Source organism: Halomonas sp. AOP12-B1-6 (assembly GCF_052379225.1).
Lineage (GTDB): Bacteria > Pseudomonadota > Gammaproteobacteria > Pseudomonadales > Halomonadaceae > Vreelandella > Vreelandella casei.
Genome location: NZ_JBQSYK010000001.1, coordinates 1,093,006 through 1,115,975, shown reverse-complemented (window position 1 = coordinate 1,115,975; position 22,970 = coordinate 1,093,006). Strand labels below are relative to the sequence as shown.

The window sequence follows — 22,970 nt, the reverse complement described above, 5'->3', positions numbered from 1 at the left end:
CATCGCGGCGTTATCCGCCAAAGGCTACTGACTGCCGGTGCTGCCAAATCCTGCGCTGCCGCGTGAAGAATCTTCAAAAGCGTCCACAAGAGAGAGTTCGGCCTGTACAACAGGCACAAGCACATACTGTGCCAGACGCTCAAAGGGCGCGAGCGTAAACGCGCTTTGGCCACGGTTCCAGACAGAAATCATCAGCTCACCCTGATAATCAGAGTCGATTAAGCCGACCAAGTTACCCAGTACGATGCCGTGCTTATGCCCCAGACCCGAACGCGGCAAAATCATGCCCGCAAGGGCAGGGTCTTCAATATAGATGGCAATGCCTGTGCGTACGAGCTGACATTCGCCGGGGGCTAATGTTAGCGGCTCATCTAGCAGGGCGCGAAGATCCATGCCTGCGGAGCCTTCGGTGGCATACGTTGGCAAATAGTCGTTTAGTCGCTCATCCAGCAGTTTGCACTGTAGCCGAGGTCGGGCGGTCATAGGATGTCTCCAGAAGCGGTGTTAGATGATTTTTCAGCTGTTTGTGTCGCTAGTAGGGCGAGCGCTTGACGAATAATGGTGCCAGCCAGCTGTGTTTTTGGCTGGGGCGCTTCTGATCGACTTTCAACGCCTTGAGGCGTGCGCCACAGGAGCCAAGCAGCGTTCTGGTCGCTGCCAAAGCCAAGGCCGGCTAAAGAGACGTCATTAGCGACGATCATGTCCAGCCCTTTGCGCTGCAGCTTGTCACGTGCGTAGCGCTCGATGTCCTGGGTTTCGGCAGCAAAGCCGACCACCAGCGGACGCTGCTCAGCAGGCAGTGCCGCGACGCTGGCGATAATGTCAGGGTTTTTTACCAGGGTCAGGGTAAGCGTATCACCCGTTTCCTGTTTTTTGAGTTTGTGCTCGGCGGGGGCCGCGGCGCGATAGTCGGCGACGGCGGCACAGCCAATAAACAGCGCGGCGCGGGGCGCTAGCCGCTGAGTCTCGGCGTGCATCTGTTCGGCAGACTCTACGTCAATACGCGTGACGCCTTTTGGTGTGGGTAGCTCAACTGGACCGCTGATTAGCGTCACGTTGGCGCCTTCAAGCGCCGCCGCAGCGGCCAGCGCGAAGCCCATTTTCCCCGAGCTGTGATTGGAGAGGTAGCGCACGGGGTCGAGCGGCTCACGGGTAGGGCCCGCCGTAATAACAATATGAGGAGCACTCGCTGCAGGGCGTGGCGTGGCGGGAGATGCCATAAATAGGTCGACAATCGCGCTAAAAATCGCGTCAGGCTCGCTCATGCGGCCAGGACCGACATCGCCACAGGCTTGGTCGCCGGCAGCGGGGCCTATCAGTTGCCATTTGTCGTTTTCCAACTGCGCTACGTTGCGCTGTGTGGCGGGATGGCGCCACATGGCTTGGTTCATCGCCGGGGCAATGAGTTTAGGCGCATCAGACGCTAAACACAGCGTAGTGAGCAGGTCGTCGGCCATGCCGTGTACTAGACGTGCGATCAAGTCGGCGGTGGCCGGTGCAATCAGCACGACATCTGCCCAGCGCGCTAGCTCAATATGCCCCATGCCCGCTTCGGCCTCAGGGTCGAGCAAGGACGTGCGCACCGGCTCGCCAGAAAGCGCCTGCAGCGTTAGTGGCGTAATAAACGCCTGTGCCCCGCTGGTCATCACCACGCGTACCTCGCAGCCTGCTTGCTTAAGCAAGCGCACCAAAAGGGCGCTTTTATAGGCCGCGATACCCGCGCTAACCCCTAGTAGCACACGCTTTCCCGTGAGCGTCGACGCCTTGTCAGGCGCGCTTATTGAAGTACCAGAAGCCATGAGCAGTGATCCACGTCAGCGTTCGTGAGGAGGCTTACCATACCATTGGCATCGCGATTTGGCATGCTAGGGGTAAACAAGGTTAAGCTAGCATTATCCGGGCTAGTTTTAATGAGGCTTGTCTGTGGGCGACTATTCTCAATAAGGCGGATATCAATAAGCACAAAAGAGATGAAGGCAGGAAGGTGTCATGGGAATCAATCATTGGCCGGAAGGTGAGCGGCCCCGAGAAAAACTATTAAATAACGGCGCTCAGGCGCTTTCAGATGCAGAGCTACTGGCGATTTTCCTGCGCGTTGGCGTGCAAGGCCGCTCGGCGGTTGATTTAGCGCGAGACCTGCTCAGCAGCTTTGGCGGCTTGCGGCCCCTGCTAGAGGCTAATCAGGCAAGCTTTTGCGCCGCGCATGGATTGGGCAGTGCTAAGTATGCCCAGCTTCAGGCGACGCTTGAGTTGTCGCGACGTCATTTGGCCAGTCAGTTGGCACGCGGCAATGCGCTAACGTCACCTGCCTTGGTACGTCACTATTTGAGTTCACAGCTGCGCCATTTAGGGCATGAAGAATTTGCGGTGCTTTTTTTAGATACTCAGCACCGAATTATTCGCTATGAATCGCTGTTTCGCGGTACCCTAGACAGCGCATCTGTTTACCCCCGCGAAGTTGCCAAGCGCGCGTTAGAACTTAGCGCTGGCGCCGTTATCCTGGCTCACAACCACCCCTCTGGCGTGGCAGAGCCAAGCGATGCTGACCGACGTATTACGGAACGTTTAAAAGACGCTCTCGCACTGTTTGACGTGCGCGTGCTGGATCATTTCGTGGTGGGGGATGGAGACGTGGTCTCTTTTGCCGAGCGTGGCTGGCTATAAGCTCAATTGGTGCATCGTTCTTAGCCGCTAAGAGATTCGCGGTGTAGAACATGGCGCCATCCTTGTTTTGCTAAGTTTTGTGAGCAAAAAGGCTGTTTTTTAGCCTTTTGGGTCGGTTTAGCTTGCTGCTAGTCAGGTGCTCTGGTATAAAGTGCCACCTTTAAACTTGGGTTGAATAACGGATTTGGATAAAGCTTGGCCGGTTAACCGCGTCGACGCCTTCCTTGCTCCGGTTTGCCCGACAGTTTTGAACACTCAGGTTATTATATCCTGGCCAAGCAGTTGAGAGGCTCTCATGTCCAAAGTATGTCAGGTTACCGGTAAGCGTCCGGTAACTGGAAATAACGTTTCACACTCAATGCGTAAGACACGTCGTCGTTTCTTGCCAAACCTGCACACCCATCGTTTTTGGGTTGAGTCTGAAAACCGCTTCGTCAAGCTGCGCGTTTCTACCAAAGGAATGCGCATTATTGATAAAAACGGTATCGACGCAGTTTTGGTTGGTATTCGTAAGCGCGGCGACGCTATCTAAGCCAGCTTTTGGCCAAGCGTTTCGGACCAAGCATTTTGGAAGGATTAAACCATGCGCGATAAAATCAAGTTGGTGTCTAGTGCCGGTACAGGCCACTTCTACACCACTGATAAAAACAAGCGGAACACGCCGGACAAGTTCGAATTCAAAAAATTCGATCCGGTCGTCCGTAAGCACGTTATGTACAAGGAAGCTAAGATCAAGTAATCGCTGTTGCGATGAAGATCGGCTTTCACTGCAGGCTAGCGCCTGTTCAAAAACCCGGCCCCAAGCCGGGTTTTTGCATGCATGTCTTTCATGTTACATGCGTCTCTTTGCCACTTTCACAAGGCTGTCATCAATAGGCCGGTACAGTGTCCAAATATGCCCGAACTCCCCGAAGTTGAAACGACCCGACGCGGGATAGCCCCCTATATTGAGGGCCAGGAAATTACCGAGGTGTTGGTGCGGCAGCCACGGCTGCGTGTGCCGGTGCCAGAGGATCTCGCTGAGAGGTTGGTGGGCGCGCGGATTGGCGTGTTGACGCGACGTGCTAAATATTTGCAGATCCCCATTCACGCTGGCCAAGCGCCAGAAGGCGAACGTGATACCGCGCAACAAGCGGATGCAACGCTGCTATGGCATCTAGGTATGTCGGGTAGCCTGCGTATTGCTAGGGTGGGGGACTTGCCTAAAAAGCATGACCATGTCGATGTGGTGACTGCCAGCGGCTATGTGTTGCGCTACCATGATCCTCGCCGCTTTGGCTTTGTGGATTGGCAGCAAGAGGATGCAGCGCTGGATAAGCGCCTTGCGCACTTAGGACCAGAGCCGCTGTCTGATGCGTTTAACGGTAAATGGCTATACACGCTCTCGCGCAACAAGCGGGTGGCGGTTAAGCCTTTTTTGATGGATAACCAGGTAGTGGTTGGCGCCGGGAATATTTACGCGGCCGAGGCGTTATTTATGGCCGGTATTGATCCACGGCGCGCAGCGGGCCGCGTGTCCCTCGCGCGCTATCAGCAGCTGGCGGTAGCGGTAAAAGAGGTGCTGGCCGCTGCGATTACTCAGGGCGGCACTACGCTACGCGATTTTGTGAGCGGCCAGGGTGAGCCGGGCTACTTTGCCCAGCGCCTGAAGGTTTACGGGCGCCATGGCCAGCCGTGCTTTCGCTGTGGTGCTGAACTGCGCCGCATTACGCTTGGCCAGCGCGCCAGCGTGTTCTGTCCCGGCTGCCAGCACTAATGGCCGCCCCTAATACTGTTGTTTTGCACCTCAAATGATTGCCCTATTCAAGTTTGTTGCCATGCCTAGGTTTTATTAAGCCTAAGATTTTCTAAGCCTCAGGTTTTTCAAGCCTAAGTTTTAAGGCAACGTTTTAAGACAAAGCGCTAAAACAGCGCTTTTGGAGATTTTTGTGACCCAACGCCTGCGCCTAAATAAACACGCTGACCGCCGCCTTAAAGCGGGACATCTTTGGATCTACTCCAACGAGGTCGATATTAAAGAGACGCCGCTGAAAAACTTTGCGGCAGGCGAAACCGCTCTGGTAGAAGCTTCCAACGGCAAAGTCATGGCGGTGGCGTATGTGAATCCTCATTCGCTTATTGCGGCGCGGGTCATGTCACGCGATCCCGAAATGCGCTTGGACCGCTCGCTGTTTGTGCACCGCTTTAACCAAGCGCTTGCTCTGCGCCAGCGCCTGTATGACCAGCCCTATTACCGCTTGATCCACGGCGAAGGGGATCTGCTGCCAGGTTTGGTGGTTGATCGCTTTGGCGATGTGGTCGTCGTTCAGCTCAATACTGCCGGCATGCAGGCATTGGCAGATGAGATCGTTGATGCGCTGGAAAAAGTCATCAAGCCTGAAGTGATCGTCTTCCGTAACGATACCGGCGGGCGTCGTCAGGAAGGGTTAGAGGCTCACGTTGAAGTGATCAAAGGCGTTTTGCCTGACGAAGTCTTGCTTGAAGAGAACGGCGCGCGCTTTGCTGTGCCGGTTATTAACGGCCAGAAAACCGGCTGGTTCTTTGACCACCGGGTGAACCGCGAGTGGCTCAATCGCCAAGTGTCGGGTAAGCGCGTACTGGACGTGTTCAGCTACGTGGGCGGCTGGGGTGTTCAGGCCGCGGTTCACGGTGCCAAAGATGTGCTGTGCTTAGACTCTTCCAAGACAGCGCTTGAGCAAGTGGCTCGCAACGCCGAGCTGAACGGTGTTCAGGAGCAGGTTGCCGTGGGTGAGGGCGATGCTTTTGAAGCCCTGGCGGCTTTGAAAGCAGACGGTGAGCAATTTGATGTCATCGTGCTTGATCCGCCTGCGTTTATCAAAAAGCGCAAAGATATTCCCAACGGCGAGCGTGCCTATGCCCGCTTAAACCGCGAAGCTATGCGCCTACTGGGTCGCGATGGCCTGCTGATGTCCGCCTCGTGCTCTATGCACTTGGCGAATGATCGGCTAATGGATGTCGTGCGTGGCGCGGTACGCCACCAAGACCGTCAAGGCCAGGTGATTTTCCAGGGCCACCAAGGGCCTGATCACCCGGTACACCCGGCTATCCCAGAAACGTCTTACCTAAAAGCACTCGGCGTGCGTGTGTTCCGCGATTAATCGAAAGGAAAAAGCTAATGGAGTGGGCGCTGCCTGATCCCTTCATGATTGATATCCGCGTGGCTGATGAGGCGATTGACGCCTATCAGCACGCCAACAACAGCGAGTATCTGCGCTGGGTTGAGCAGATCAGTTGGGCGCACTCGGAGGCGCTCGGGCTGTCGCTTGAGCGTTATCGTAAGCTTGATCGTGCCATGGTGGTTCATCGCCATGAGCTGGACTATCTCGCGCCCGCCTTTGCAGGCGACGAACTGCTGTTGGCGACCTGGATTGTCGATTGTGATGAGCGGTTCAGTTTGACCCGGCGTTTTCAGCTTAAGCGACCGCGGGATGGCAAAACGTTGCTAAACGCACGCACGCGCTTTGCCTGTGTCGCGCTTAGTACGGGGCGGCCCAAGCGGCTGCCCGATGAGTATCGGCGTATCTATGGCGGCGCGGTGGTGGTGGAGTGACGCAGGGACAAGTTGAATTTTTCGTGTAGAAACGGCATTCGCTAGATTTTTCTCCTAAAAAACGCCTTAGCCGGCGTTTTTTTTGTTTTTATTTTCTGGGCTGGTGGTCAACGTTAGGGGTGATGTAGTTTGCCTAACAGAGCTAATTTTTCTGCTGAGCGCCGACGTTACATTAAAAAGGAAGCCGCCAATGAATATCGCCATCCCTAAAGAAATTAAAAATCATGAATATCGAGTGGCTTTAACACCCGCCGGCGCACGCGAGCTAGTCGAGCGTGGCCATCACGTCAGTGTTCAGGCCGGTGCCGGTGAGGGTGCGGGATTTGCGGATGACGACTATCACGCCGCCGGAGCGCAGATAGAAACCGATGTAGAGGCGCTGTGGCGCGGTGCAGAGCTGATTCTTAAGGTCAAAGAGCCTCAGTCGGAGGAGGTGGCACGGCTCACCGCGAAGCATACGCTGTTCACCTACCTACATCTTGCCGCTGAACAAACGCTTACCCGTGGGCTGATGGAAAGCGGCGCGACCTGTATCGCCTATGAAACCATTACCGACGCGCGTGGCGGCCTGCCGCTGCTGGCGCCGATGAGCACGGTGGCCGGTCGAATGGCCGTTCAGGCCGGTGCGCACAGCCTAGAAAAAGCCCAGGGGGGCGCTGGCGTGCTGCTGCCCGGTGTCCCTGGCGTTGCGCCGGGCAAAGTGACCGTGATTGGGGGAGGCGTGGTCGGCGAAAACGCGGCCCGTATGGCGCTGGGGCTAGGTGCTGACGTCACCATCCTGGATAAGTCGCTGGCCCGGCTAGAAGTGCTGGACGATCGTTATCAGGGGCGCATTAAAACGGTTTATTCAACTACCGACGCATTAGACAGCGCTGTGCGTGAGTCCGATATGATCATTGGCGCAGTGCTGGTGCCTGGTGCGGCCGCTCCCAAATTAATCACTCGGAATATGCTGGCTAATATGAAGCCCGGCAGCGTATTGGTCGATGTCGCGATTGACCAGGGCGGTTGTTTTGAAACCAGCAAACCCACGACGCACGCCGAGCCGACCTACATCGTTGATGGCATTGTGCACTACTGCGTGGCCAATATGCCCGGTGCGGTAGCGCGGACCTCTACCCAAGGGCTAACCAATGCAACGCTGCCGTTTGTGATTGCGCTGGCAGATAAAGGCTGGCAGCAGGCGCTGCGTGATGACTCGCATTTTCTGCCGGGCCTTAATGTCCATGCCGGGCGAGTGACGTACCCTGCGGTGGCGCAAGCGTTTGGTCTTGATGGTGTTGATCCCGCCAGCGTCATCAGCGGCAGTTAAACCGTCCACCCGCTGGCCGTCGGTTTAATAGTGCGGAGGCAGCTCATCCTCAGGGCGTCGGCCACCCTGGGGCTCGCTATCTTGGAGTGCCTGATGTTGCTCGCGCAGACGTTCGCGCATTAGCCCACTTAGCTGCTCTAATTTTTCCAGGCGCCGCTCCTGTTGCACGACCGCTTGGTCTAGCGTGTCCAGCCAGTGTTCTTGGTAGGCGAGACGACTTTCTAACGATTCAAGAAGTTGAGTTAGCTCAGCAGGCGTTAATTCGTGGGTCATGATAACATTGCAGCCTTATGTAGTAGTATGCCGGTGCTATTGGGAGTGGGCCTGATAGTTCGGGTATTGTCCTTCGTCTGTTACCCATACAACAAGAGAGCTTTCTTTTTCTATGAACCCAAAAGTTGTGTTTCGCTGTTTCTTAATCAGTGTATTACTGTCCGCCCCCACGCCATTTCTGCTGGCGGGGATTGTTCATCTAACCGATAGTGCGCTCGCTGAGCTATGGTTGGCCGAGTTAGCCATCAGTGGTATGAGCGGTGTGTATATTGCCGTTGCTATAGGGTGTTTTATTGTTTTGTTCCTCGGCACCTTGGCATCAGCGGCGCTTGCGCCTTCAATGGTGGCGTCAGACGCTATGGCACGCTCCAAGTCAGCGTCGCGCCCGCCCCAGGCGGCTCCTTTGGAAGATGATGAGGAAGAAGACATCATCGACCCCAATGATGGCCGTGAAGAAGGTGATGTAAAGTGGTTCAACACTAACAAAGGTTACGGTTTTATTACCCGCGACAATGGCGAAGACGTATTTGTACATTTTCGCGCCATTCGTGGTCGTGGCCCGCGTATGTTGGCAGAAGGTCAAATTGTGCGTTACCACGTGATAAAAAATGAGCGTGGCCTGCAAGCTGACGATGTGAGTATTATCGAGTAGGTTTAACCACTTATTTGATAGCAAACGACCCCGCCAAGGCGGGGTCGTTTGCGTTTAGCTCGTTGGGTGGTTTAGTGAGCCTGATATCAGCGGCCCGAATCTGGCCACGCAATTTCACCTTCTTTGCCGCCCGGGAATACTTGCCAAAAGCGATCAGGATCATCGCCAGGGTGCCAGCCGCCTAGCGAGCAGCGCACCTCGGTTTGCAGCGCTTCGGCTGCCTGCTGGGCGCAGTCTTGGTCGGTTAGCCAGGGGGTATGGTTGCTATCAAACCAAAGGCTAGCAAACCCATCCGCAGCCCTATCAACCAATAAAACCGGTACACAGTCGCCCTGATATTGGCCGCGGGTTTTCCACTGGCCTTTACCGGCTGGGCTAAGCGGCGGTGCTATCAGCGAGCTTTTAAGCCACGCATTGAGTGCGTCAAGCGAAATGCTCTTCAGGTAAATTTCTATATCGGGGTAACGCTCCATCATACGTTTGCCTCGCCGGGTGTGAGCAGCGCCTGTAGCGTGGCTTCGTAAATCCGGCTTAAATCGTCTAGATCGCTGGCGCGAACGCGCTCATTGACCTTGTGGATGGTATCGTTAAGCGGTCCTAGCTCGACCACTTGCGCGCCCAGGGTGGCAATAAAGCGGCCATCAGACGTGCCGCCGCTGGTTGAAAGCGTGGGCCTCAGGCCGGTCACCGCTTCAACACCTTTAATGGCCGCATCGACAAGCTCGCCTTCTGCAGTCAAAAATGGCTCGCCATTGAGCGTCCAGTCTACCTGATACTCAAGCGCATGCTGGTCCAAAATAGCGTGTGTGCGCGTTTTGAGCTCCTCGTGCGTCACCTCGGTGGAAAAGCGGAAGTTAAATACCACCTCCACGTCGCCAGGGATCACGTTGGTGGCGCCTGTGCCCGCTCGAAGGTTAGATATTTGAAAGCTGGTGGCCGGGAAGAAATCGTTGCCAGCGTCCCAGTGCTCGTTGATGAGCGCCGTTAGCGCAGGCATCGCTTGATGAATAGGGTTGCGCGCTAAATGCGGGTAAGCCACGTGGCCTTGAATGCCTTCGACGTGCAGTACGCCGCCGAGCGAGCCGCGGCGCCCGTTTTTAATCACATCGCCCAGGCGCTCAGTAGAGGAAGGCTCGCCGACGATGCAGTAATCAAGGCGTTCATTGCGCTCGCGTAAATGCTCAACCACCGCACGGGTGCCATCCACTGCGGGGCCCTCTTCGTCGGAGGTAATCAGAAAGGCAATTCGCCCATCGTGCTGAGGGTAGCGAGTAACAAAACGCTCAACCGCTGTCAGCATTGAGGCCAGGCTGCCTTTCATATCGGCAGCGCCGCGGCCGCAGAGCATGCCCTCGTCGTCGATACAGGGTTCAAACGGCGGATGCTGCCAATTGATATGCGGGCCGCTGGGGACCACGTCGGTATGCCCCGCGAACGCTATGACGGGGCCGTGATGGCCGCGTATTGCCCAAAAATTTTGCACATCGCCAAACGGCAGACGCTCAATATGAAAACCGAGCGCTTCTAAGCGCTCGATCATCAGCGGCTGGCAGCCCTCGTCGTCTGGCGTGACCGACGCACGGCGCAGCAGCTCAAAGGCGAGCGTGAGCGTCGGCGACAGTGATTCAGACTCAGTTATGGGCATGCAGCGCCTCGTTTAGGGCGATCGCACTTTTATTGGTCAAGCACTCGATGCGGCCACTTTGTGAATTGCGGCGCCATAGCAGGTCATCTTGGCCGGCTAACTCGCGCGCAGCGACGGTATTCACTTCTTGGCCTTGCTCATCCAAAAGCGTAATTTTAGACCCTGCGGTGATGTACAGGCCTGCTTCTACCGTGCAACGGTCGCCCAGCGGAATGCCGATGCCTGCGTTGGCGCCGATCAAGCAGCCTTCTCCGACCTTAATAACCATATTACCGCCGCCGGAGAGCGTGCCCATGGTCGAGCAACCGCCGCCAAGGTCAGAGCCTTTGCCGATCATGACGCCGGCTGAAATACGGCCTTCAACCATGCCAGGGCCTTCAGTGCCGGCATTGAAGTTGACGAAGCCTTCGTGCATGACGGTGGTGCCTTCACCCAAATAAGCGCCCAGACGCACGCGGGCGGTGTCAGCAATGCGAATGCCGGTGGGCACCACGTAGTCGGTCATTTTGGGGAACTTGTCAACGCAGTCAACGGACAGCGCGCGGCCGGCCATGCGCGCCTTCAGGCGGCGCGTTGGTAGCTCTTCAATATCAATCGCGCCTTCGTTGGTCCAGGCGATATTGCGCAGCAGGCCAAACATACCAGTGAGATCGAGGCCGTGAGGCTTAACTAGGCGATGCGACAGTAGGTGCAGCTTTAAATACACCTCAGGCACGGTTTGCGGAGCTTGGTCTGTGTCCAGGAACATGGCTACCAGGGGGCGCTGGCTGGCAGAAAGCGCTTCAGCAAGCTCCGCTTGGGCAGAATGGCCGGCGGCTTCTAACGCCTTGGCCAGCCGCGTGCAGTCTTCGGGTAGAAAGCTGATGGCGGCATTGCCCTTGGGCGCATCTAGCGCTTGTTGCGCGGCCTCCACCAGACTCGCTTCTGGGTTGAACAGTGGCGCCGGGTAATAAATTTCCAGCCAGTTGCCCTGAGTGTTTTGAGTGCCGATTCCAAGCGCAAAGCTCAGCATAAGTCGTCGTCCTGTGGTTAGGGAAAAGGGTCGTAAAAATAAACAGTGTGTGGCCGCGGCTAGCCGCGTAGCTGGTCGTAATCGCCCTCGCGATAGCCGACTAAAATGGTGGCGTCGTCTACTTCGAGCAGCGGCCGCTTAAGCAGCGTCGGATGTTTGATCAGCAGTTGGCGAGCCGAGTTGGCGTCGTAGTTTTTCTCCTCATCGGAAAGCTCGCGCCAGGTTTTGCTGCGCTTATTGATTGCCTCCACTAGTGCTACGCGCTCAAGGATGTGCTCAAGCAAGCTCGCTGAAAGGCCATCTTTGCGTAAATCATAGCTTTTAAAGGCAATACCTTTCGCTTCTAAATCTTTTTGTGCCTTACGGCAAGTGTCGCAATTATTGATAATGTAGAGCGTTCGCATACGACCTCCAAGAACGTTAAATAAGGGCGCGGTGAGTAATCACTGTTAACCGAGCTCTATCAGCTGGCGAATTCGCTGGGCCGCTTCAAGCGTGGGCGCTAACTCAGCGACCAGCGCTAATCGCAAACGGCCGGCTCCGGGATTTTTGCCACTTCTGCCGGTACGGCCCATTAGGCTGCCGGGCAAAACGCTCACGTGCTGCTCAGCGAATAGGCGTTGGGTAAAGGCGATGTCGTCACCGCCCGGTACCGCAGGCCATAGATAAAAACTAGCCTTTGGCGCCGGAAAGTCCATTACGGGTGCGAGTACACCGGTAACGGCGCTAAACTTTTCGCGATAGGCGTCGCGATTCGCGCGCACGTGGTGTTCATCCTGCCAGGCGGCGATAGAAGCATGTTGCAGTGGTAGCGACATTGCGCAGCCGTGATAGGTACGGTAGCGCTTAAAGGGCGTCAGTAATGCCGCATCGCCCGCCACAAAGCCAGAGCGCAGCCCTGGCAAGTTGGAGCGTTTGGAAAGCGAATGAAAGACGACGCAGCGCCGGTAATCGTCGCGCCCAAGCTCTGCGCAGGCCTGCAACAGGCCGGGCGGTGGGGCGGCTTCGTCAAGATACAGCTCCGAGTAGCATTCATCGGAGGCGATAATAAAATCATGTTCATCAGCCAGCGCAATCAGCTGCTTGAACTCATCAAGAGGCGTGACCGCACCGGTAGGGTTGCCCGGCGAGCAAATAAAGACGATCTGCACCTCGCGCCACGTGGCGGCGGGCACCGCGCTAATGTCGGGTCGAAAGCCATTCTCAGCGGTGCAGTCCAGGTAAAGCGGCTCGCCACCGGCTAACAGCGTCGCGCCTTCGTAAATCTGATAAAACGGATTGGGTACGGCAACTTTGGCCGGGCGGGTGCGGTCCAGCGCCGCCTGAACAAAGGCGAAGATAGCTTCTCGCGTGCCGTTAACCGGCACTACGTGGCGCTCGCTATCCAGCTCGCGCAATTGAAAACGCTGGGCTGCCCAGGCAGCAATCGTTTGGCGCAGTGCAGGCAGGCCGTTAGTGGCCGGGTAGCGGGCCATTTCCAGCTGATGCGCCACCATGGCTTCCAGCGCTGCGGGGTAGGGGGCGTGCTGGGGTTCGCCAATCGTCAGCGAGATAGGTGCGATCTCAGCCGGTGGGGTGAGCGCTGCCTTGAGCGCGGCCAGCTTTTCAAACGGGTAGGGATGCAGGGCGTCAAGGTCGGCGTTCATGATATGTCCGTTGGTGGCGTGGCGGGCGTAGACCGACAATTATAAGCAAGCCCCAGTGTTGGCTCAAACCTTACTGGGCTTGCAGAGCATTCTAAACCCCTAATACTTCTATTAAGCGCTCGCGCAGCTGCTGCTGGCGCTCGGGGTCAGTAAGCGGCTCACCGGCTTTGGTGGTAATGAAAAATACGTCTTCTACGCGCTCGCCTAGCGTGGCAATTTTGGCCGCGGAAATAGCGATGTCCTGCTCCATGAAAATACGCCCTACTCGGGCCAGCAGGCCGGGGCGGTCGGGGGCCGTTAGCTCTAATAGGGTGCGCTCATTAGCCGGATCTTGTTCAATGATGACCTCGGTGGGTACCTTGAAATGCTTGAGCTGGCGCGGAGTATGGCGGGTGACAATCGTGGGGTAGTCATCAGGATCATCGAGCTCTTCGACTAAATGCTGACGCATCTCCTCGATGTACGCAGGATCGCGGATCGGCTGGCTGTGACTATCAAGGACGATAAAGGTATTTAGCGTCCAGTCGTTATGCGAGGTAGCAATACGCGCATCGTGAATTGATAGGCCGAGCTGCTCCATGGCGGCAGCGGTGGCAGCGAATAGATCATCCACCGAGCGGGTGTGGATGAATACCTTGGTGCCGCCTTCGGCCATATCTGCCGTGGGCGCGCTAATCAGCACCAGCGGTAGCGGCGACGGGTTGTGATTGAGGATGCCCTGGGTTTGCCAGACGATTTCGCTGGGCGCGTACTGTAGAAAATAGTCTTCCCCGAGCGAATCCCAAAGCTGGTCAATTTGGCCGCGATTGACGCCAATGGTTTGTAGCAGCGAACGCGCTTCTGTTTTCGTCTCGCGTACCCAGTCGTCGCGGTCCGGTGGATTGTTCAGGCCGCGGCGCAGGGCGCGTTTGGTTTCGGCGTGAAGTTGGCGCAGCAGCGATGCACGCCAGCCATTCCATAGCGTAGGGTTGGTGGCATTGATGTCGGCGACGGTGAGCACGTACAGATAATCTAAGCGGGTCTCGTTGCGCACGATCAGAGCGAAATCGCGAATCACGTCGGGATCGGTAATGTCGCGCTTTTGTGCCGTCATCGACATCAGCAGATGGTGCTCGACAAGCCAGCTAACGAGGTTGGTGTCATGCAGCGATACGTGATGCTTTTGACAAAACTGCTCGACATCGCGGGCGCCGATTTCTGAGTGATCGCCACCGCGGCCTTTGCCAATATCGTGAAATAGGCCGGCAATCCAAAGCAGCTCCAGCTTTGGCAGCTGCGGTATTAGCGCAGCCGCGACTGGGAAGTCGCTCTTGGCGTCCGATTTGCGAAAACCGTGCAGAAACTTAAGCAGCCGCAGGGTGTGAGCATCGACGGTATAGATATGAAACAGATCGTGCTGCATGAGGCCCACCGCGCGGCCAAATTCAGGCAGATACTTGCCTAGAATGCCGTAGCGGTTCATGCGGCGCAGCTGGCGTGGCACGTTGCCAGGGGCGCGCATAATGGCCATGAATAGCCGCTGGTGGCGAGGCTCGTCGCGATAGTGATCGTCAATTTGGTGGCGGTGATCACGAATCAGCCGGATCGTGTCCGCGCGAACCCCTTCAATCTCTGGGTGCTGGGCCATGAGGAGAAACAGTTCCAGCATGGCCGCGGGCTGCTCGCGAAATAAAGTGCGCGAGCGCGCTTGAATGTAGCCGCCTTTGGTCTCAAAGCGCTCATTGAGTTTGACGGTTTCTAGGGCCTCTTTGCCACGCAGAATGACTTCGTCAAAATGCTGTAGCAGCATGTCGTTAAGGCCTGCGAGCGCGGTGACATGCCGGTAGTAGCGTTTCATGAATTGCTCAACCGCCAGGCGTTCCGGCGTATCGCGAAAGCCAAACATGTCGGCAATGGTGCGCTGGTGATCAAACAGCAGGCGGTCTTCAGCGCGGTCGGTGAGCATATGCAGGGCATAGCGGACCTGCCATAAAAACGCCTGGCCCTGGCTTAGAATGCGCAGCTCGGCATCGTTCATAAACCCTTTGGCCACGATGTCGGTGTACTGCTCAGTATCAAAATGGCGCTTCGCGACCCAGCCGATCATTTGGATGTCGCGCAGACCGCCTGGGGAGCTTTTAAGGTTGGGCTCCAAATGGTATTCAGAGTTGTTGTAGCGGTAGTGGCGAGATATTTGTTCCTGCCATTTGGCCTCGAAAAAACGGTCGGCGGGCCAAATGTTGCTGGCGCTTAAGCGCTGCTGCATGGCGACACGCAGGCTTTCGGGGCCTGCGATTAGGCGCGATTCAAGCAGGTTGGTAATCACCGTCACATCGGCTTTGGCTTCTCGCTCGCAGTCGTTGAGTGAGCGCACGCTATGGCCAATTTCAAGGCCGATATCCCACAAAAAAGTGATAAACGCGGTGAGCGGCTCGCGGTAAGCGGTGTCATCGTCCTGTGCCAGCAGCAGTAGCAGGTCGATATCCGAGTGAGGGTGGAGCTCGCCCCGGCCGTAGCCACCCACTGCGACCAATGCAATACCGTCATCAGGCCATGCTTGCAGTGCCCAGGCTATCGCCAGCAGTTGGTCTAAATACCAGGCGCGCCCACGCACCAAGTCGCGAATATCCGCTCCGGCACGAAACTGGTCATCTAGGCGCGTCTGTAGCTCGCGCAGGGCCGCCTTAAACGGTGCAATCGGTGAGCGCGAACCTGCAAGCTCGGCGCGAAAGGCGTGCAGGTCGTAAAGCGAGGTGTCCGGTTCAAACCGGTAGTGGTGTAGGAGCATCAGTTGGGCAAAAAGCTGAAGTCTTCTTCGCTACGTGCAGTCAGCACCTCAACGCCAGACTCAGTGACCAGCAGCGTATGTTCCCACTGGGCAGAAAGGCTGCGATCTCTGGTGACGGCCGTCCAGCCATCGCGCAGTACCTTGGTTTTGTAGCCACCAACGTTGATCATCGGCTCGATCGTGAAGCACATACCCGCCGCCAGTTTAATGTCGGCATCCGGCGCGTAGCCATCGTAGTGTAAAAACTGCGGCTCTTCGTGAAACTCGGCACCTAGCCCGTGGCCGCAGAAGTCGCGGACGACCGAATAGCCGTTCTCTTCAGCGTGCTTTTGAATCACGCGGGCGAGTTCAGAAAGGCGTACCCCGGGTTTTACTAATTCGATGCTTTTATACAGGCACTCTTGAGTGATGCGGCTCAGTCGCTCGCCCTGAATGTTCTCACCGATGATAAACATAACGCTGGAGTCGCCGTGATAACCCGCTGGGGTCTTAACGGTGATATCCAGATTCATGATGTCGCCTTTTTTCAGCGTCTTGGCATCGTCGGGAATGCCGTGGCACACCACGTGATTCAGCGAGGTGCAGGTCGCCTTGGGGAAGCCATGGTAGTTCAGCGGCGCAGGTGTTGAGCCCAGTTCATTAACAATGTATGCGTGGCAAAGGCGGTCGATTTCGCCGGTGCTGATGCCCGCCTGCACATGCGGGGTGATCATTTCGATGACGCTGACCGCTTGGCGTCCGGCTTCGCGCATGTGTTCGATTTCAGAAGGCGTCTTGATAGGAACGTTCATGAATACTCGATTTGAATGTAAATGGGGCAAATAGAATGGCGCAATTTAAAACCGTAAAACGGGGCGCGACTTCATCTTGGCAATGATCTATGGTATAAAGCCGCGCGCTTTCCTGCAATCGTGATTCCGAGCTTCTTTATTGGCTGGGTGCACACTGAAGGGCGGGGCAATGAATATGCAGTGTGCCACGAAGCGGCGCGTTGCTTGCTTAATCACTAAAAACGTCAAGCCTTAAAAACACACATGCACCGGCACATGGTCCCGGGTGCCGCTGGCAGCGTCTAACGCAGTCAACGGTCGGATCCATGGGGTGCGTGGAGGCCTAACCCGAGTTTGAGGAGTTTTACCATGTCTCACGTCAATATGCGTGACCTGCTTAAAGCAGGCGCTCACTTCGGTCACCAGACCAAGTACTGGAACCCGAAGATGAGCAAGTTTATCTTCGGCGCGCGCAACAAGATTCACATCATCAACCTTGAACATACTCTGCCGGCACTGAATGAAGCGGTTGATGTGGTTGAGAAGATGGCGGCATCCAACAACAAAATTTTGTTTGTTGGCACCAAGCGCAGCGCTAGCAAGGTAATTAAAGAAGAAGCCAATCGCAGTGGCCAGCCGTTCGTCAACCATCGCTGGTTGGGCGGCATGCTGACCAACTTCAAGACCATTCGCCAGTCTATTAAGCGTCTGCGTGATCTTGAAACCATGCGTGAAGACGGTACGTTCGAGAAGCTGACCAAGAAAGAAGTCTTGATGGCGACTCGCGAGCAAGAAAAACTTGAGCGTTCTATCGGCGGCATCAAGAACATGGGCGGCCTTCCGGACGCGCTGTTCGTCATCGACGTTGACCATGAGCGTATTGCGATCAACGAAGCCAACAAGCTTGGCATCCCGGTCATCGGCGTGGTGGATACTAACTCCAACCCCGATGGCGTTGATTACGTGATCCCAGGCAACGATGACTCTATCCGCGCTATCCAGATCTACGTTAAAGCGATTGCGGATGCGTGTGGTCGTGCCAAAGAAAGCAATGCTCAAGAGTTTGTTGAAGTGACCGAAGAGGCCGCTGCAGCTGAAGACAACACGGCTGCTGAGTAATAGCCGCTGTGGATGCGGTTGATTTAGCCGCATCGTGATGAAGGGGGCTATGCCCCCTTTGTCGCGCTACAGATGAATAATCTGAGCAAGTCGAATTTGCCCGCTCGTCGAAGCCGGCTTCGTAATGCAGAGTGATACATGATGGTCATCTATTTTGGCTATACTCGCCTGTGTTGCGTCTAACTCTCATAGCACTATTTTCAAGTGCTACTTCAATAGCACTATTTCAGAGGTGAATTCTCATGGCAGCTATTAGCGCCTCTCAGGTCAAGGAACTTCGCGAACGTACCGGTCTCGGCATGATGGAGTGTAAAAAAGCACTCACCGAAACCGATGGCGATATCGACGTTGCAATCGAAAACCTGCGCAAAAATTCAGGCCTTAAAGCCGCGAAGAAAGCCGACCGTATCGCCGCAGAAGGTGTGGTAGTTACGCGCGTAGCGGAAGACGGTAGCTACGGCGTAATGGTCGAAATCAACTCCGAGACCGACTTTGTTGCGCGTGATGACAACTTCATTTCGTTTGCTGACAAAATCGTTAGTGGTTTCTTCGCCGCTAAAAACGAAGATGTCGCTGCTGTAATGGCGGGCGATCTGGAAACTGCACGTGAGCAGTTGGTTCAGAAAATTGGCGAGAATATCGGCGTGCGTCGTGCCGTCGTTGTTAACGCTGTAGAAGGTGGTTTGGTTGGCGAATACGTCCACGGTGGCCGCATTGGCGTTTTGACTGTATTGACTGGCGGTACCGCGGCCGTCGCGAAAGATGTTGCGATGCACGTGGCCGCTATCAATCCTGCGGTTGCGCTTCCTGCTGACATGCCCCAAGAACAGCTTGATCAAGAAAAAGCTATTATCTTGGCACAGCCGGATATGGCCGGTAAGCCGGAGCAGATCGCTGAGAAAATGGTGCAGGGTCGCTTGAAAAAGTACCTGGCCGAAAACAGCCTAACCGAGCAGCCGTTTGTTAAAGACCCTAACCAGACCGTCGCTGAGTTCGTTAAAGCAGCGGGTGGCGAAGTCGTGAGCTTCACGCGCTTTGAAGTAGGCGAAGGTATCGAAAAAGAAGAAGTCGATTTTGCTAAAGAAGTTATGGAACAGGCTGGCCGTCGCTAAGGTCAGAGGTTTCAAGAAGAACATGGCGTGCGCGCGAGCGCACGCCTTTGCGTATCCGGCCCTTGTAATTGGTTCTTGTGCAACGGATGGTTGTACAAATCAGGGCTACCCCGCCTGCTTGTGTTCAGGCCTGCCTCAGGAGAGATGCCATGTCACGTGATGTTCAAGAGCCGACCCCTTACGTCGCACCCAGCAAAGGCAACGCTGAGAGTTCGAAGTCAAAATACAAACGTATTTTGCTCAAGCTTTCGGGCGAAGCGCTGATGGGCGAGCACGATTTTGGTATTGACCCCAAGGTACTTGACCGCCTGGCGCTGGAAATCGGTCAACTGGTGGGTATTGGCGTGCAAGTGGGTATCGTGATTGGCGGCGGTAACTTGTTTCGCGGCGCCGCGCTCAGCGAGGCCGGTATGGATCGTGTGACTGGTGACCATATGGGGATGCTGGCCACGGTCATGAATGCGCTGGCCATGCGTGACGCACTCGAACGTTCCAACATCCGTTCGCGCGTTATGTCGGCTATCCCGATGAGCGGTGTGGTTGAGCACTACGATCGGCGCACTGCCATTCGTTACTTAACCTCCGGTGATGTTGTGCTTTTCTCGGCGGGAACGGGTAACCCCTTCTTTACCACTGATTCAGCTGCCTGTTTGCGCGGCATTGAAGTGGATGCTGATGTGGTGATCAAGGCGACCAAAGTTGATGGCGTCTACAATAAAGATCCGGTAAAACACCCGGATGCTGTGAAGTATGACCAGCTTTCTTACGACGACGCCCTAGATCAAAAGCTGGGCGTGATGGATTTGACCGCTATCTGCCTGGTACGTGACCATAATATGCCGGTGCGGGTGTTTGATATGAATAAGCCTGGTGCCCTGCTGAATATGGTGGTGGGGGGCAAGGAAGGCACGCTGATATATAGAGGGTAATGACGTGATCAACGATATTAAGAAAGATGCCGAATCGCGCATGAAGAAAAGCGTTGAGGCACTGAATAGTAACTTCAATAAAATTCGTACCGGGCGCGCTCATCCGAGTATTCTGGACGCGGTCACCGTTGATTATTACGGTAGCCAGGTGCCGCTTACCCAAGTAGCCTCTGTGAACGTTGAAGATGCTCGTACGCTGAGCATTGCGCCGTGGGAACAGGGCATGGTTCAGAAGATCGAGAAAGCCATCATGACGTCTGACCTTGGCCTTAACCCGGCCAGCGCGGGTAACGTCATTCGTGTTCCGATGCCGATGCTGACTGAAGAAACTCGCAAGGTTTACATTAAACAGGCGCGCAGCGAAGCAGAGAATGCTCGCGTTGCCGTGCGCAACGTGCGTCGTGATGCCAACGGTGACTTTAAGTCGCTGTTAAAAGAAAAAGACATTACCGAAGACGATCAGCGTCAAGGTGAAGATGAGGTTCAGAAATTGACCGACAAATATATCGCTGAAGTCGATAAAGCGTTGGCCGCAAAAGAACAGGATCTTATGCAGGTATAAGTCTGTGTTTTATTTAATGACGGGCAGCGTTAGCTGCCCGTTTTTCGACGCTCTGGCGGGTGTTTTATGACTGAACTTTGGCGCGAGAATCCATGACGTCACCGCAGTTTCCCAAAAAACAACCGGACGATGCCAGCGTTCTTTCCCTGGATGGGGAGGCTATGCCGTCTCATGTTGCCATCATTATGGATGGTAATAACCGCTGGGCGCGTGCGCGTGGGCTTTCTGGCGTGCGTGGACACCGTGCAGGCGTTGAAGCGGTTCGTGCGGTGATTCAGCGTGCCGCTGAGCGTGAGGTGAAAACGCTTAGCCTGTTCGCTTTCTCCAGCGAAAATTGGAAACGTCCAGCAGCAGAGGTTAATGCGCTGATGGAGCTGTTTTTAATGGCGCTTAAGCGTGAAGTCAAAAAGCTCAATGAGCGCAATGTACGGCTGTCGATTATTGGTGAGGAGCGTGGTTTTTCACACGCTATTCAAAAGCATATTCAGCGTGCTGAGGCGCTAACGGCGCATAACACGGGTATGCATTTAGTGATTGCCGCCAACTATGGCGGGCAGTGGGAAATCGCCCGCACGGCGCGAGCTTTAGCTGAGCAGGTTGCCGCCGGTGACTTAGCACCTTCCGCCATTGATGAAGATTGCTTCGATGCAGCGATGGGCAGCGAGCGAGTGCCGCCGGTCGACCTGTGCATACGGACGAGCGGTGAGCAGCGGCTATCTAATTTCATGCTCTGGCAGCTTGCCTATGCTGAGCTGTATTTTTCACCTCTGTTATGGCCTGATTTCGGCGCAGACGCTTTTGATTTGGCGTTAAACGACTTCTGTCAGCGTCGTCGTCGCTTTGGTATGACAGACGAACAAATTGAGGCGCAAGGTGCTTAAACAGCGGATTATCACCGCGGCTTGGTTAGCGCCTCTTACGCTAATCGGCCTGTTCGGATTACAAGGCGGTGCGTTTGCGCTGTTTACAGCCTTGATAGTTGTGCTTGGCGCTTGGGAGTGGACCAATTTAGCCGGCGTTACTCGCCAGCGTGTCCGCTTACAGCTGGTAGCCGCTTTAGCCTTGCTGATGGCAATTATGTGGCTGAGCGGTGCGGTATTTGCCGTTTGGCCGCTATGGCTCGCCGCAGTGGGCTGGTTAGTAAACCTTTACTGGGTCGTCCGCTACCCGGCAGCGGGGGCGCAGTGGCAAGCCACAGGGCGCCGCTTAGCAATGGGTTTATGGGTGCTACTACCGTGTTGGGTGGGCTTTAACGTGCTGCGTGATAGCGGCGCGATTTGGCTGTTGTTCGTGATGCTGCTTGTCTGGACCGCCGATATCGGTGCTTATTTTGCAGGTCGTCGATGGGGTAAACGCAAGCTTGCACCCCGCGTTAGCCCCGGAAAATCCTGGGAAGGCGTTATTGGAGGGCTGGTAGCAACCTCACTACTGGCACTAGCGTTTGCCATTTGGCAGCCGCTGGGCGTCGCGGGAGGATTAGCGTTGATCATAATCACCGCTCTGGTCACTCTGATTTCCGTGCTTGGTGATTTGTTAGAAAGCATGTTGAAGCGATATCGCAATATTAAGGATTCCAGTCAGCTGCTGCCTGGTCACGGCGGAGTTTTAGACCGTATTGACAGCCTGACAGCCGCCATTCCGCTGTTTGCGCTGCTGTATCTCGAAGTCTTGGTCGCAAGGTTTGCTCCAATGCTGGTCCAAGGACTGCCGCTATGATTCAGTCAGCTAAGCCATCATCGTTGCAGCGAGTTACGGTGCTAGGATCGACGGGCTCTGTGGGGGCTAGCACGCTTGACGTGATTGCCCGCCATCCCGAGCGCTATGTAATTCACGCGCTAACTGCACACACCTCAAAGGAAGCGTTGCTAGCCCAGTGTTTGGTGCATCGACCGGCGGTCGCCGTGCTAGATAGCGATGCTGATGCCGCATGGCTGCGTCGTGAACTTAAGCAAGCTGGGCAGCAGGTCGATGTCAATGCCGGCCCGAAAGCGCTATGTGACGTTGCTCGAGATGCCAGTGTCGACTGTGTTATGGCCGCTATTGTGGGTGCCGCAGGCTTGCTGCCAGCACTGGCGGCGGCGGAAGCAGGCAAGCGAGTGCTGCTGGCCAATAAAGAGGCACTGGTCATGAGTGGCGCGCTGTTTATGGAGGCTGTTTCCCGCTCGGGCGCAACGTTATTGCCAATTGATTCCGAACATAATGCCATCTACCAGTGTCTACCCGTGAAGCATCGCGGTGGGTTGGCACAACACGGTATTACCCAGCTTATGTTGACGGCCTCTGGAGGGCCGTTTCGCACTTGGCGTCAGGCCGACATCGATAGCGCAACGCCAGAGCAGGCCTGTGCCCATCCTAATTGGTCAATGGGGCGCAAGATTTCAGTCGACAGCGCAACGTTGATGAATAAAGGATTAGAGCTGATTGAAGCCTGCTGGTTATTTGATGCAACCCCTGAGCAAATCCAGGTGGTGGTTCACCCGCAAAGCGTGATTCACTCCATGGTGGCGTATCATGACGGGTCAGTGATTGCCCAGCTGGGTAATCCAGATATGCGCACGCCTATTGCCTACGGGCTTGCTTGGCCTGAGCGTATTAACGCTGGAGTGGAAACTCTTGATCTTTTTCAGGTGGCACGGCTCGATTTTGAAGCCCCTGACGAAGCGCGTTTTCCCTGTTTAGGCCTTGCTCGCGCAGCGATGCAGCAAGGCGGATTGGCGCCGGCCGTATTAAATGCAGCGAATGAAATAGCGGTTGAAGCATTTTTGCAGCATCGGCTGGGCTTTTCTGCGATTGGACAGCTGGTAGAAGAAATTCTTTCGCGTCCCTCTGAAGGTCGCGTTGATAGTGTGGAAAGCGTATTGGCAGCCGACCAGTGGGCGCGACATCAGGCGATTGAGCTGGTAACCAAGTGGTCCGCTTAAGCATCCGCTGAGCTG

General features: G+C 55.6%; 25 protein-coding genes. 15 read left to right on the top strand and 10 right to left on the bottom strand.

Annotated features, from left to right (window positions below; all coding sequences use genetic code 11):
- Positions 1-24 precede the first annotated feature (24 nt).
- On the bottom strand, positions 25-483 hold the full coding sequence (gene dut, locus ACT3TR_RS05000) for a dUTP diphosphatase (protein ID WP_096282197.1): 459 nt from the start codon (positions 481-483) through the stop codon (positions 25-27).
- Entirely contained in the window at positions 480-1,799 is a 1,320-nt protein-coding gene (gene coaBC, locus ACT3TR_RS04995) for a bifunctional phosphopantothenoylcysteine decarboxylase/phosphopantothenate--cysteine ligase CoaBC (protein WP_096282196.1), read from the bottom strand. The genes dut and coaBC overlap by 4 nt, the downstream gene beginning before the upstream one ends.
- Positions 1,800-1,989: 190 nt before the next feature.
- On the opposite strand from coaBC, the gene radC reads away from it, so the two are divergent.
- The 7 genes from radC to ald all read left to right on the top strand — a co-directional run bounded on the left by radC (position 1,990) and on the right by ald (position 7,547).
- A complete protein-coding gene (radC, locus tag ACT3TR_RS04990; protein ID WP_096282195.1) occupies positions 1,990-2,664 on the top strand; it encodes a RadC family protein in 675 nt (224 codons plus the stop codon).
- A 295-nt stretch (positions 2,665-2,959) separates the two neighbouring features.
- Positions 2,960-3,196 carry a 50S ribosomal protein L28 gene (rpmB, locus tag ACT3TR_RS04985; RefSeq protein ID WP_096282194.1) on the top strand — a complete coding sequence of 79 codons (237 nt, stop codon included), beginning with the start codon at positions 2,960-2,962 and terminating at the stop codon, positions 3,194-3,196.
- 51 nt (positions 3,197-3,247) lie between these two features.
- Positions 3,248-3,403, top strand: coding sequence for a 50S ribosomal protein L33 (gene rpmG / locus ACT3TR_RS04980; RefSeq protein ID WP_096282193.1), 156 nt, complete (start codon positions 3,248-3,250; stop codon positions 3,401-3,403).
- Positions 3,404-3,559: 156 nt separating this feature from the next.
- The gene (gene mutM / locus ACT3TR_RS04975; RefSeq protein WP_096282192.1) at positions 3,560-4,420 is read left to right on the top strand and encodes a bifunctional DNA-formamidopyrimidine glycosylase/DNA-(apurinic or apyrimidinic site) lyase; all 861 of its coding nucleotides are present in this window, start codon (positions 3,560-3,562) and stop codon (positions 4,418-4,420) included.
- 172 nt (positions 4,421-4,592) lie between these two features.
- Positions 4,593-5,783 carry a class I SAM-dependent rRNA methyltransferase gene (locus ACT3TR_RS04970; protein WP_096282191.1) on the top strand — a complete coding sequence of 397 codons (1,191 nt, stop codon included), beginning with the start codon at positions 4,593-4,595 and terminating at the stop codon, positions 5,781-5,783.
- Positions 5,784-5,800: 17 nt separating this feature from the next.
- The gene (locus ACT3TR_RS04965; RefSeq protein WP_096282190.1) at positions 5,801-6,235 is read left to right on the top strand and encodes an acyl-CoA thioesterase; all 435 of its coding nucleotides are present in this window, start codon (positions 5,801-5,803) and stop codon (positions 6,233-6,235) included.
- A gap of 190 nt (positions 6,236-6,425) precedes the next feature.
- Positions 6,426-7,547 (top strand): alanine dehydrogenase, encoded by a 1,122-nt coding sequence (gene ald / locus ACT3TR_RS04960; protein ID WP_096282189.1) that lies wholly within the window; start codon positions 6,426-6,428, stop codon positions 7,545-7,547.
- 24 nt (positions 7,548-7,571) lie between these two features.
- Here ald and ACT3TR_RS04955 read toward each other — a convergent pair whose 3' ends face one another.
- Positions 7,572-7,820 (bottom strand): SlyX family protein, encoded by a 249-nt coding sequence (locus ACT3TR_RS04955; protein ID WP_096282188.1) that lies wholly within the window; start codon positions 7,818-7,820, stop codon positions 7,572-7,574.
- Between the two features lie 112 nt (positions 7,821-7,932).
- Here ACT3TR_RS04955 and ACT3TR_RS04950 point away from each other — a divergent pair, with 112 nt between their 5' ends.
- The gene (locus tag ACT3TR_RS04950) at positions 7,933-8,472 is read left to right on the top strand and encodes a cold-shock protein (RefSeq protein ID WP_096282187.1); all 540 of its coding nucleotides are present in this window, start codon (positions 7,933-7,935) and stop codon (positions 8,470-8,472) included.
- A gap of 86 nt (positions 8,473-8,558) precedes the next feature.
- Here ACT3TR_RS04950 and ACT3TR_RS04945 read toward each other — a convergent pair whose 3' ends face one another.
- The 7 genes from ACT3TR_RS04945 to map form a co-directional block, all read right to left on the bottom strand.
- Positions 8,559-8,948 carry a hypothetical protein gene (locus tag ACT3TR_RS04945; protein WP_096282186.1) on the bottom strand — a complete coding sequence of 130 codons (390 nt, stop codon included), beginning with the start codon at positions 8,946-8,948 and terminating at the stop codon, positions 8,559-8,561.
- The gene (dapE, locus tag ACT3TR_RS04940) at positions 8,945-10,117 is read right to left on the bottom strand and encodes a succinyl-diaminopimelate desuccinylase (protein ID WP_096282185.1); all 1,173 of its coding nucleotides are present in this window, start codon (positions 10,115-10,117) and stop codon (positions 8,945-8,947) included. Before dapE ends, ACT3TR_RS04945 begins: the two co-directional genes overlap by 4 nt.
- Positions 10,104-11,129, bottom strand: coding sequence for a 2,3,4,5-tetrahydropyridine-2,6-dicarboxylate N-succinyltransferase (gene dapD, locus ACT3TR_RS04935; protein WP_096282184.1), 1,026 nt, complete (start codon positions 11,127-11,129; stop codon positions 10,104-10,106). Before dapD ends, dapE begins: the two co-directional genes overlap by 14 nt.
- 59 nt (positions 11,130-11,188) lie before the next feature.
- Positions 11,189-11,533 (bottom strand): Spx/MgsR family RNA polymerase-binding regulatory protein, encoded by a 345-nt coding sequence (locus tag ACT3TR_RS04930; protein WP_096282183.1) that lies wholly within the window; start codon positions 11,531-11,533, stop codon positions 11,189-11,191.
- 45 nt (positions 11,534-11,578) lie between these two features.
- Positions 11,579-12,775, bottom strand: a complete 1,197-nt coding sequence (gene dapC / locus ACT3TR_RS04925) for a succinyldiaminopimelate transaminase (RefSeq protein WP_096282182.1) — start codon at positions 12,773-12,775, stop codon at positions 11,579-11,581.
- Between the two features lie 91 nt (positions 12,776-12,866).
- Positions 12,867-15,542 (bottom strand): [protein-PII] uridylyltransferase, encoded by a 2,676-nt coding sequence (locus tag ACT3TR_RS04920; RefSeq protein WP_096282181.1) that lies wholly within the window; start codon positions 15,540-15,542, stop codon positions 12,867-12,869.
- Positions 15,542-16,333 (bottom strand): type I methionyl aminopeptidase, encoded by a 792-nt coding sequence (gene map, locus ACT3TR_RS04915; RefSeq protein ID WP_096282180.1) that lies wholly within the window; start codon positions 16,331-16,333, stop codon positions 15,542-15,544. The genes ACT3TR_RS04920 and map overlap by 1 nt, the downstream gene beginning before the upstream one ends.
- A gap of 348 nt (positions 16,334-16,681) precedes the next feature.
- Between map and rpsB the strand changes: the two genes are divergently transcribed.
- From rpsB to ispC, 7 genes are all read left to right on the top strand, one after another.
- Positions 16,682-17,431 (top strand): 30S ribosomal protein S2, encoded by a 750-nt coding sequence (gene rpsB, locus ACT3TR_RS04910; protein WP_096282179.1) that lies wholly within the window; start codon positions 16,682-16,684, stop codon positions 17,429-17,431.
- Between the two features lie 242 nt (positions 17,432-17,673).
- Complete coding sequence (gene tsf, locus ACT3TR_RS04905; protein ID WP_096282178.1) at positions 17,674-18,543, top strand: translation elongation factor Ts; 870 nt, start codon at positions 17,674-17,676, stop codon at positions 18,541-18,543.
- A gap of 149 nt (positions 18,544-18,692) precedes the next feature.
- Positions 18,693-19,472 carry a UMP kinase gene (gene pyrH / locus ACT3TR_RS04900; RefSeq protein WP_096282177.1) on the top strand — a complete coding sequence of 260 codons (780 nt, stop codon included), beginning with the start codon at positions 18,693-18,695 and terminating at the stop codon, positions 19,470-19,472.
- A gap of 4 nt (positions 19,473-19,476) precedes the next feature.
- A complete protein-coding gene (gene frr / locus ACT3TR_RS04895; protein ID WP_096282176.1) occupies positions 19,477-20,034 on the top strand; it encodes a ribosome recycling factor in 558 nt (185 codons plus the stop codon).
- 92 nt (positions 20,035-20,126) lie between these two features.
- A complete protein-coding gene (gene uppS, locus ACT3TR_RS04890; RefSeq protein ID WP_096282175.1) occupies positions 20,127-20,915 on the top strand; it encodes a polyprenyl diphosphate synthase in 789 nt (262 codons plus the stop codon).
- Positions 20,908-21,750, top strand: coding sequence for a phosphatidate cytidylyltransferase (locus tag ACT3TR_RS04885; protein ID WP_096282174.1), 843 nt, complete (start codon positions 20,908-20,910; stop codon positions 21,748-21,750). The genes uppS and ACT3TR_RS04885 overlap by 8 nt, the downstream gene beginning before the upstream one ends.
- Positions 21,747-22,955 carry a 1-deoxy-D-xylulose-5-phosphate reductoisomerase gene (gene ispC / locus ACT3TR_RS04880; protein ID WP_096282173.1) on the top strand — a complete coding sequence of 403 codons (1,209 nt, stop codon included), beginning with the start codon at positions 21,747-21,749 and terminating at the stop codon, positions 22,953-22,955. The genes ACT3TR_RS04885 and ispC overlap by 4 nt, the downstream gene beginning before the upstream one ends.
- Positions 22,956-22,970: the final 15 nt, after the last annotated feature.

What these genes read in the sequence shown, in the direction of transcription:
- dapD (WP_096282184.1), bottom strand. Translation starts at nt 11,129, where the DNA reads ATGCTGAGCTTTGCGCTTGGAATCGGCACTCAAAACACTCAGGGCAAC.
- rpsB (WP_096282179.1), top strand. Translation starts at nt 16,682, where the DNA reads ATGTCTCACGTCAATATGCGTGACCTGCTTAAAGCAGGCGCTCACTTC.
- ACT3TR_RS04955 (WP_096282188.1), bottom strand. Translation starts at nt 7,820, where the DNA reads ATGACCCACGAATTAACGCCTGCTGAGCTAACTCAACTTCTTGAATCG.
- ald (WP_096282189.1), top strand. Translation starts at nt 6,426, where the DNA reads ATGAATATCGCCATCCCTAAAGAAATTAAAAATCATGAATATCGAGTG.
- rpmB (WP_096282194.1), top strand. Translation starts at nt 2,960, where the DNA reads ATGTCCAAAGTATGTCAGGTTACCGGTAAGCGTCCGGTAACTGGAAAT.
- ACT3TR_RS04930 (WP_096282183.1), bottom strand. Translation starts at nt 11,533, where the DNA reads ATGCGAACGCTCTACATTATCAATAATTGCGACACTTGCCGTAAGGCA.
- coaBC (WP_096282196.1), bottom strand. Translation starts at nt 1,799, where the DNA reads ATGGCTTCTGGTACTTCAATAAGCGCGCCTGACAAGGCGTCGACGCTC.
- mutM (WP_096282192.1), top strand. Translation starts at nt 3,560, where the DNA reads ATGCCCGAACTCCCCGAAGTTGAAACGACCCGACGCGGGATAGCCCCC.
- dapC (WP_096282182.1), bottom strand. Translation starts at nt 12,775, where the DNA reads ATGAACGCCGACCTTGACGCCCTGCATCCCTACCCGTTTGAAAAGCTG.
- ACT3TR_RS04950 (WP_096282187.1), top strand. Translation starts at nt 7,933, where the DNA reads ATGAACCCAAAAGTTGTGTTTCGCTGTTTCTTAATCAGTGTATTACTG.
- ispC (WP_096282173.1), top strand. Translation starts at nt 21,747, where the DNA reads ATGATTCAGTCAGCTAAGCCATCATCGTTGCAGCGAGTTACGGTGCTA.
- ACT3TR_RS04965 (WP_096282190.1), top strand. Translation starts at nt 5,801, where the DNA reads ATGGAGTGGGCGCTGCCTGATCCCTTCATGATTGATATCCGCGTGGCT.
- rpmG (WP_096282193.1), top strand. Translation starts at nt 3,248, where the DNA reads ATGCGCGATAAAATCAAGTTGGTGTCTAGTGCCGGTACAGGCCACTTC.
- ACT3TR_RS04920 (WP_096282181.1), bottom strand. Translation starts at nt 15,542, where the DNA reads ATGCTCCTACACCACTACCGGTTTGAACCGGACACCTCGCTTTACGAC.
- pyrH (WP_096282177.1), top strand. Translation starts at nt 18,693, where the DNA reads ATGTCACGTGATGTTCAAGAGCCGACCCCTTACGTCGCACCCAGCAAA.
- uppS (WP_096282175.1), top strand. Translation starts at nt 20,127, where the DNA reads ATGACGTCACCGCAGTTTCCCAAAAAACAACCGGACGATGCCAGCGTT.
- dut (WP_096282197.1), bottom strand. Translation starts at nt 483, where the DNA reads ATGACCGCCCGACCTCGGCTACAGTGCAAACTGCTGGATGAGCGACTA.
- ACT3TR_RS04945 (WP_096282186.1), bottom strand. Translation starts at nt 8,948, where the DNA reads ATGATGGAGCGTTACCCCGATATAGAAATTTACCTGAAGAGCATTTCG.
- dapE (WP_096282185.1), bottom strand. Translation starts at nt 10,117, where the DNA reads ATGCCCATAACTGAGTCTGAATCACTGTCGCCGACGCTCACGCTCGCC.
- radC (WP_096282195.1), top strand. Translation starts at nt 1,990, where the DNA reads ATGGGAATCAATCATTGGCCGGAAGGTGAGCGGCCCCGAGAAAAACTA.
- map (WP_096282180.1), bottom strand. Translation starts at nt 16,333, where the DNA reads ATGAACGTTCCTATCAAGACGCCTTCTGAAATCGAACACATGCGCGAA.
- tsf (WP_096282178.1), top strand. Translation starts at nt 17,674, where the DNA reads ATGGCAGCTATTAGCGCCTCTCAGGTCAAGGAACTTCGCGAACGTACC.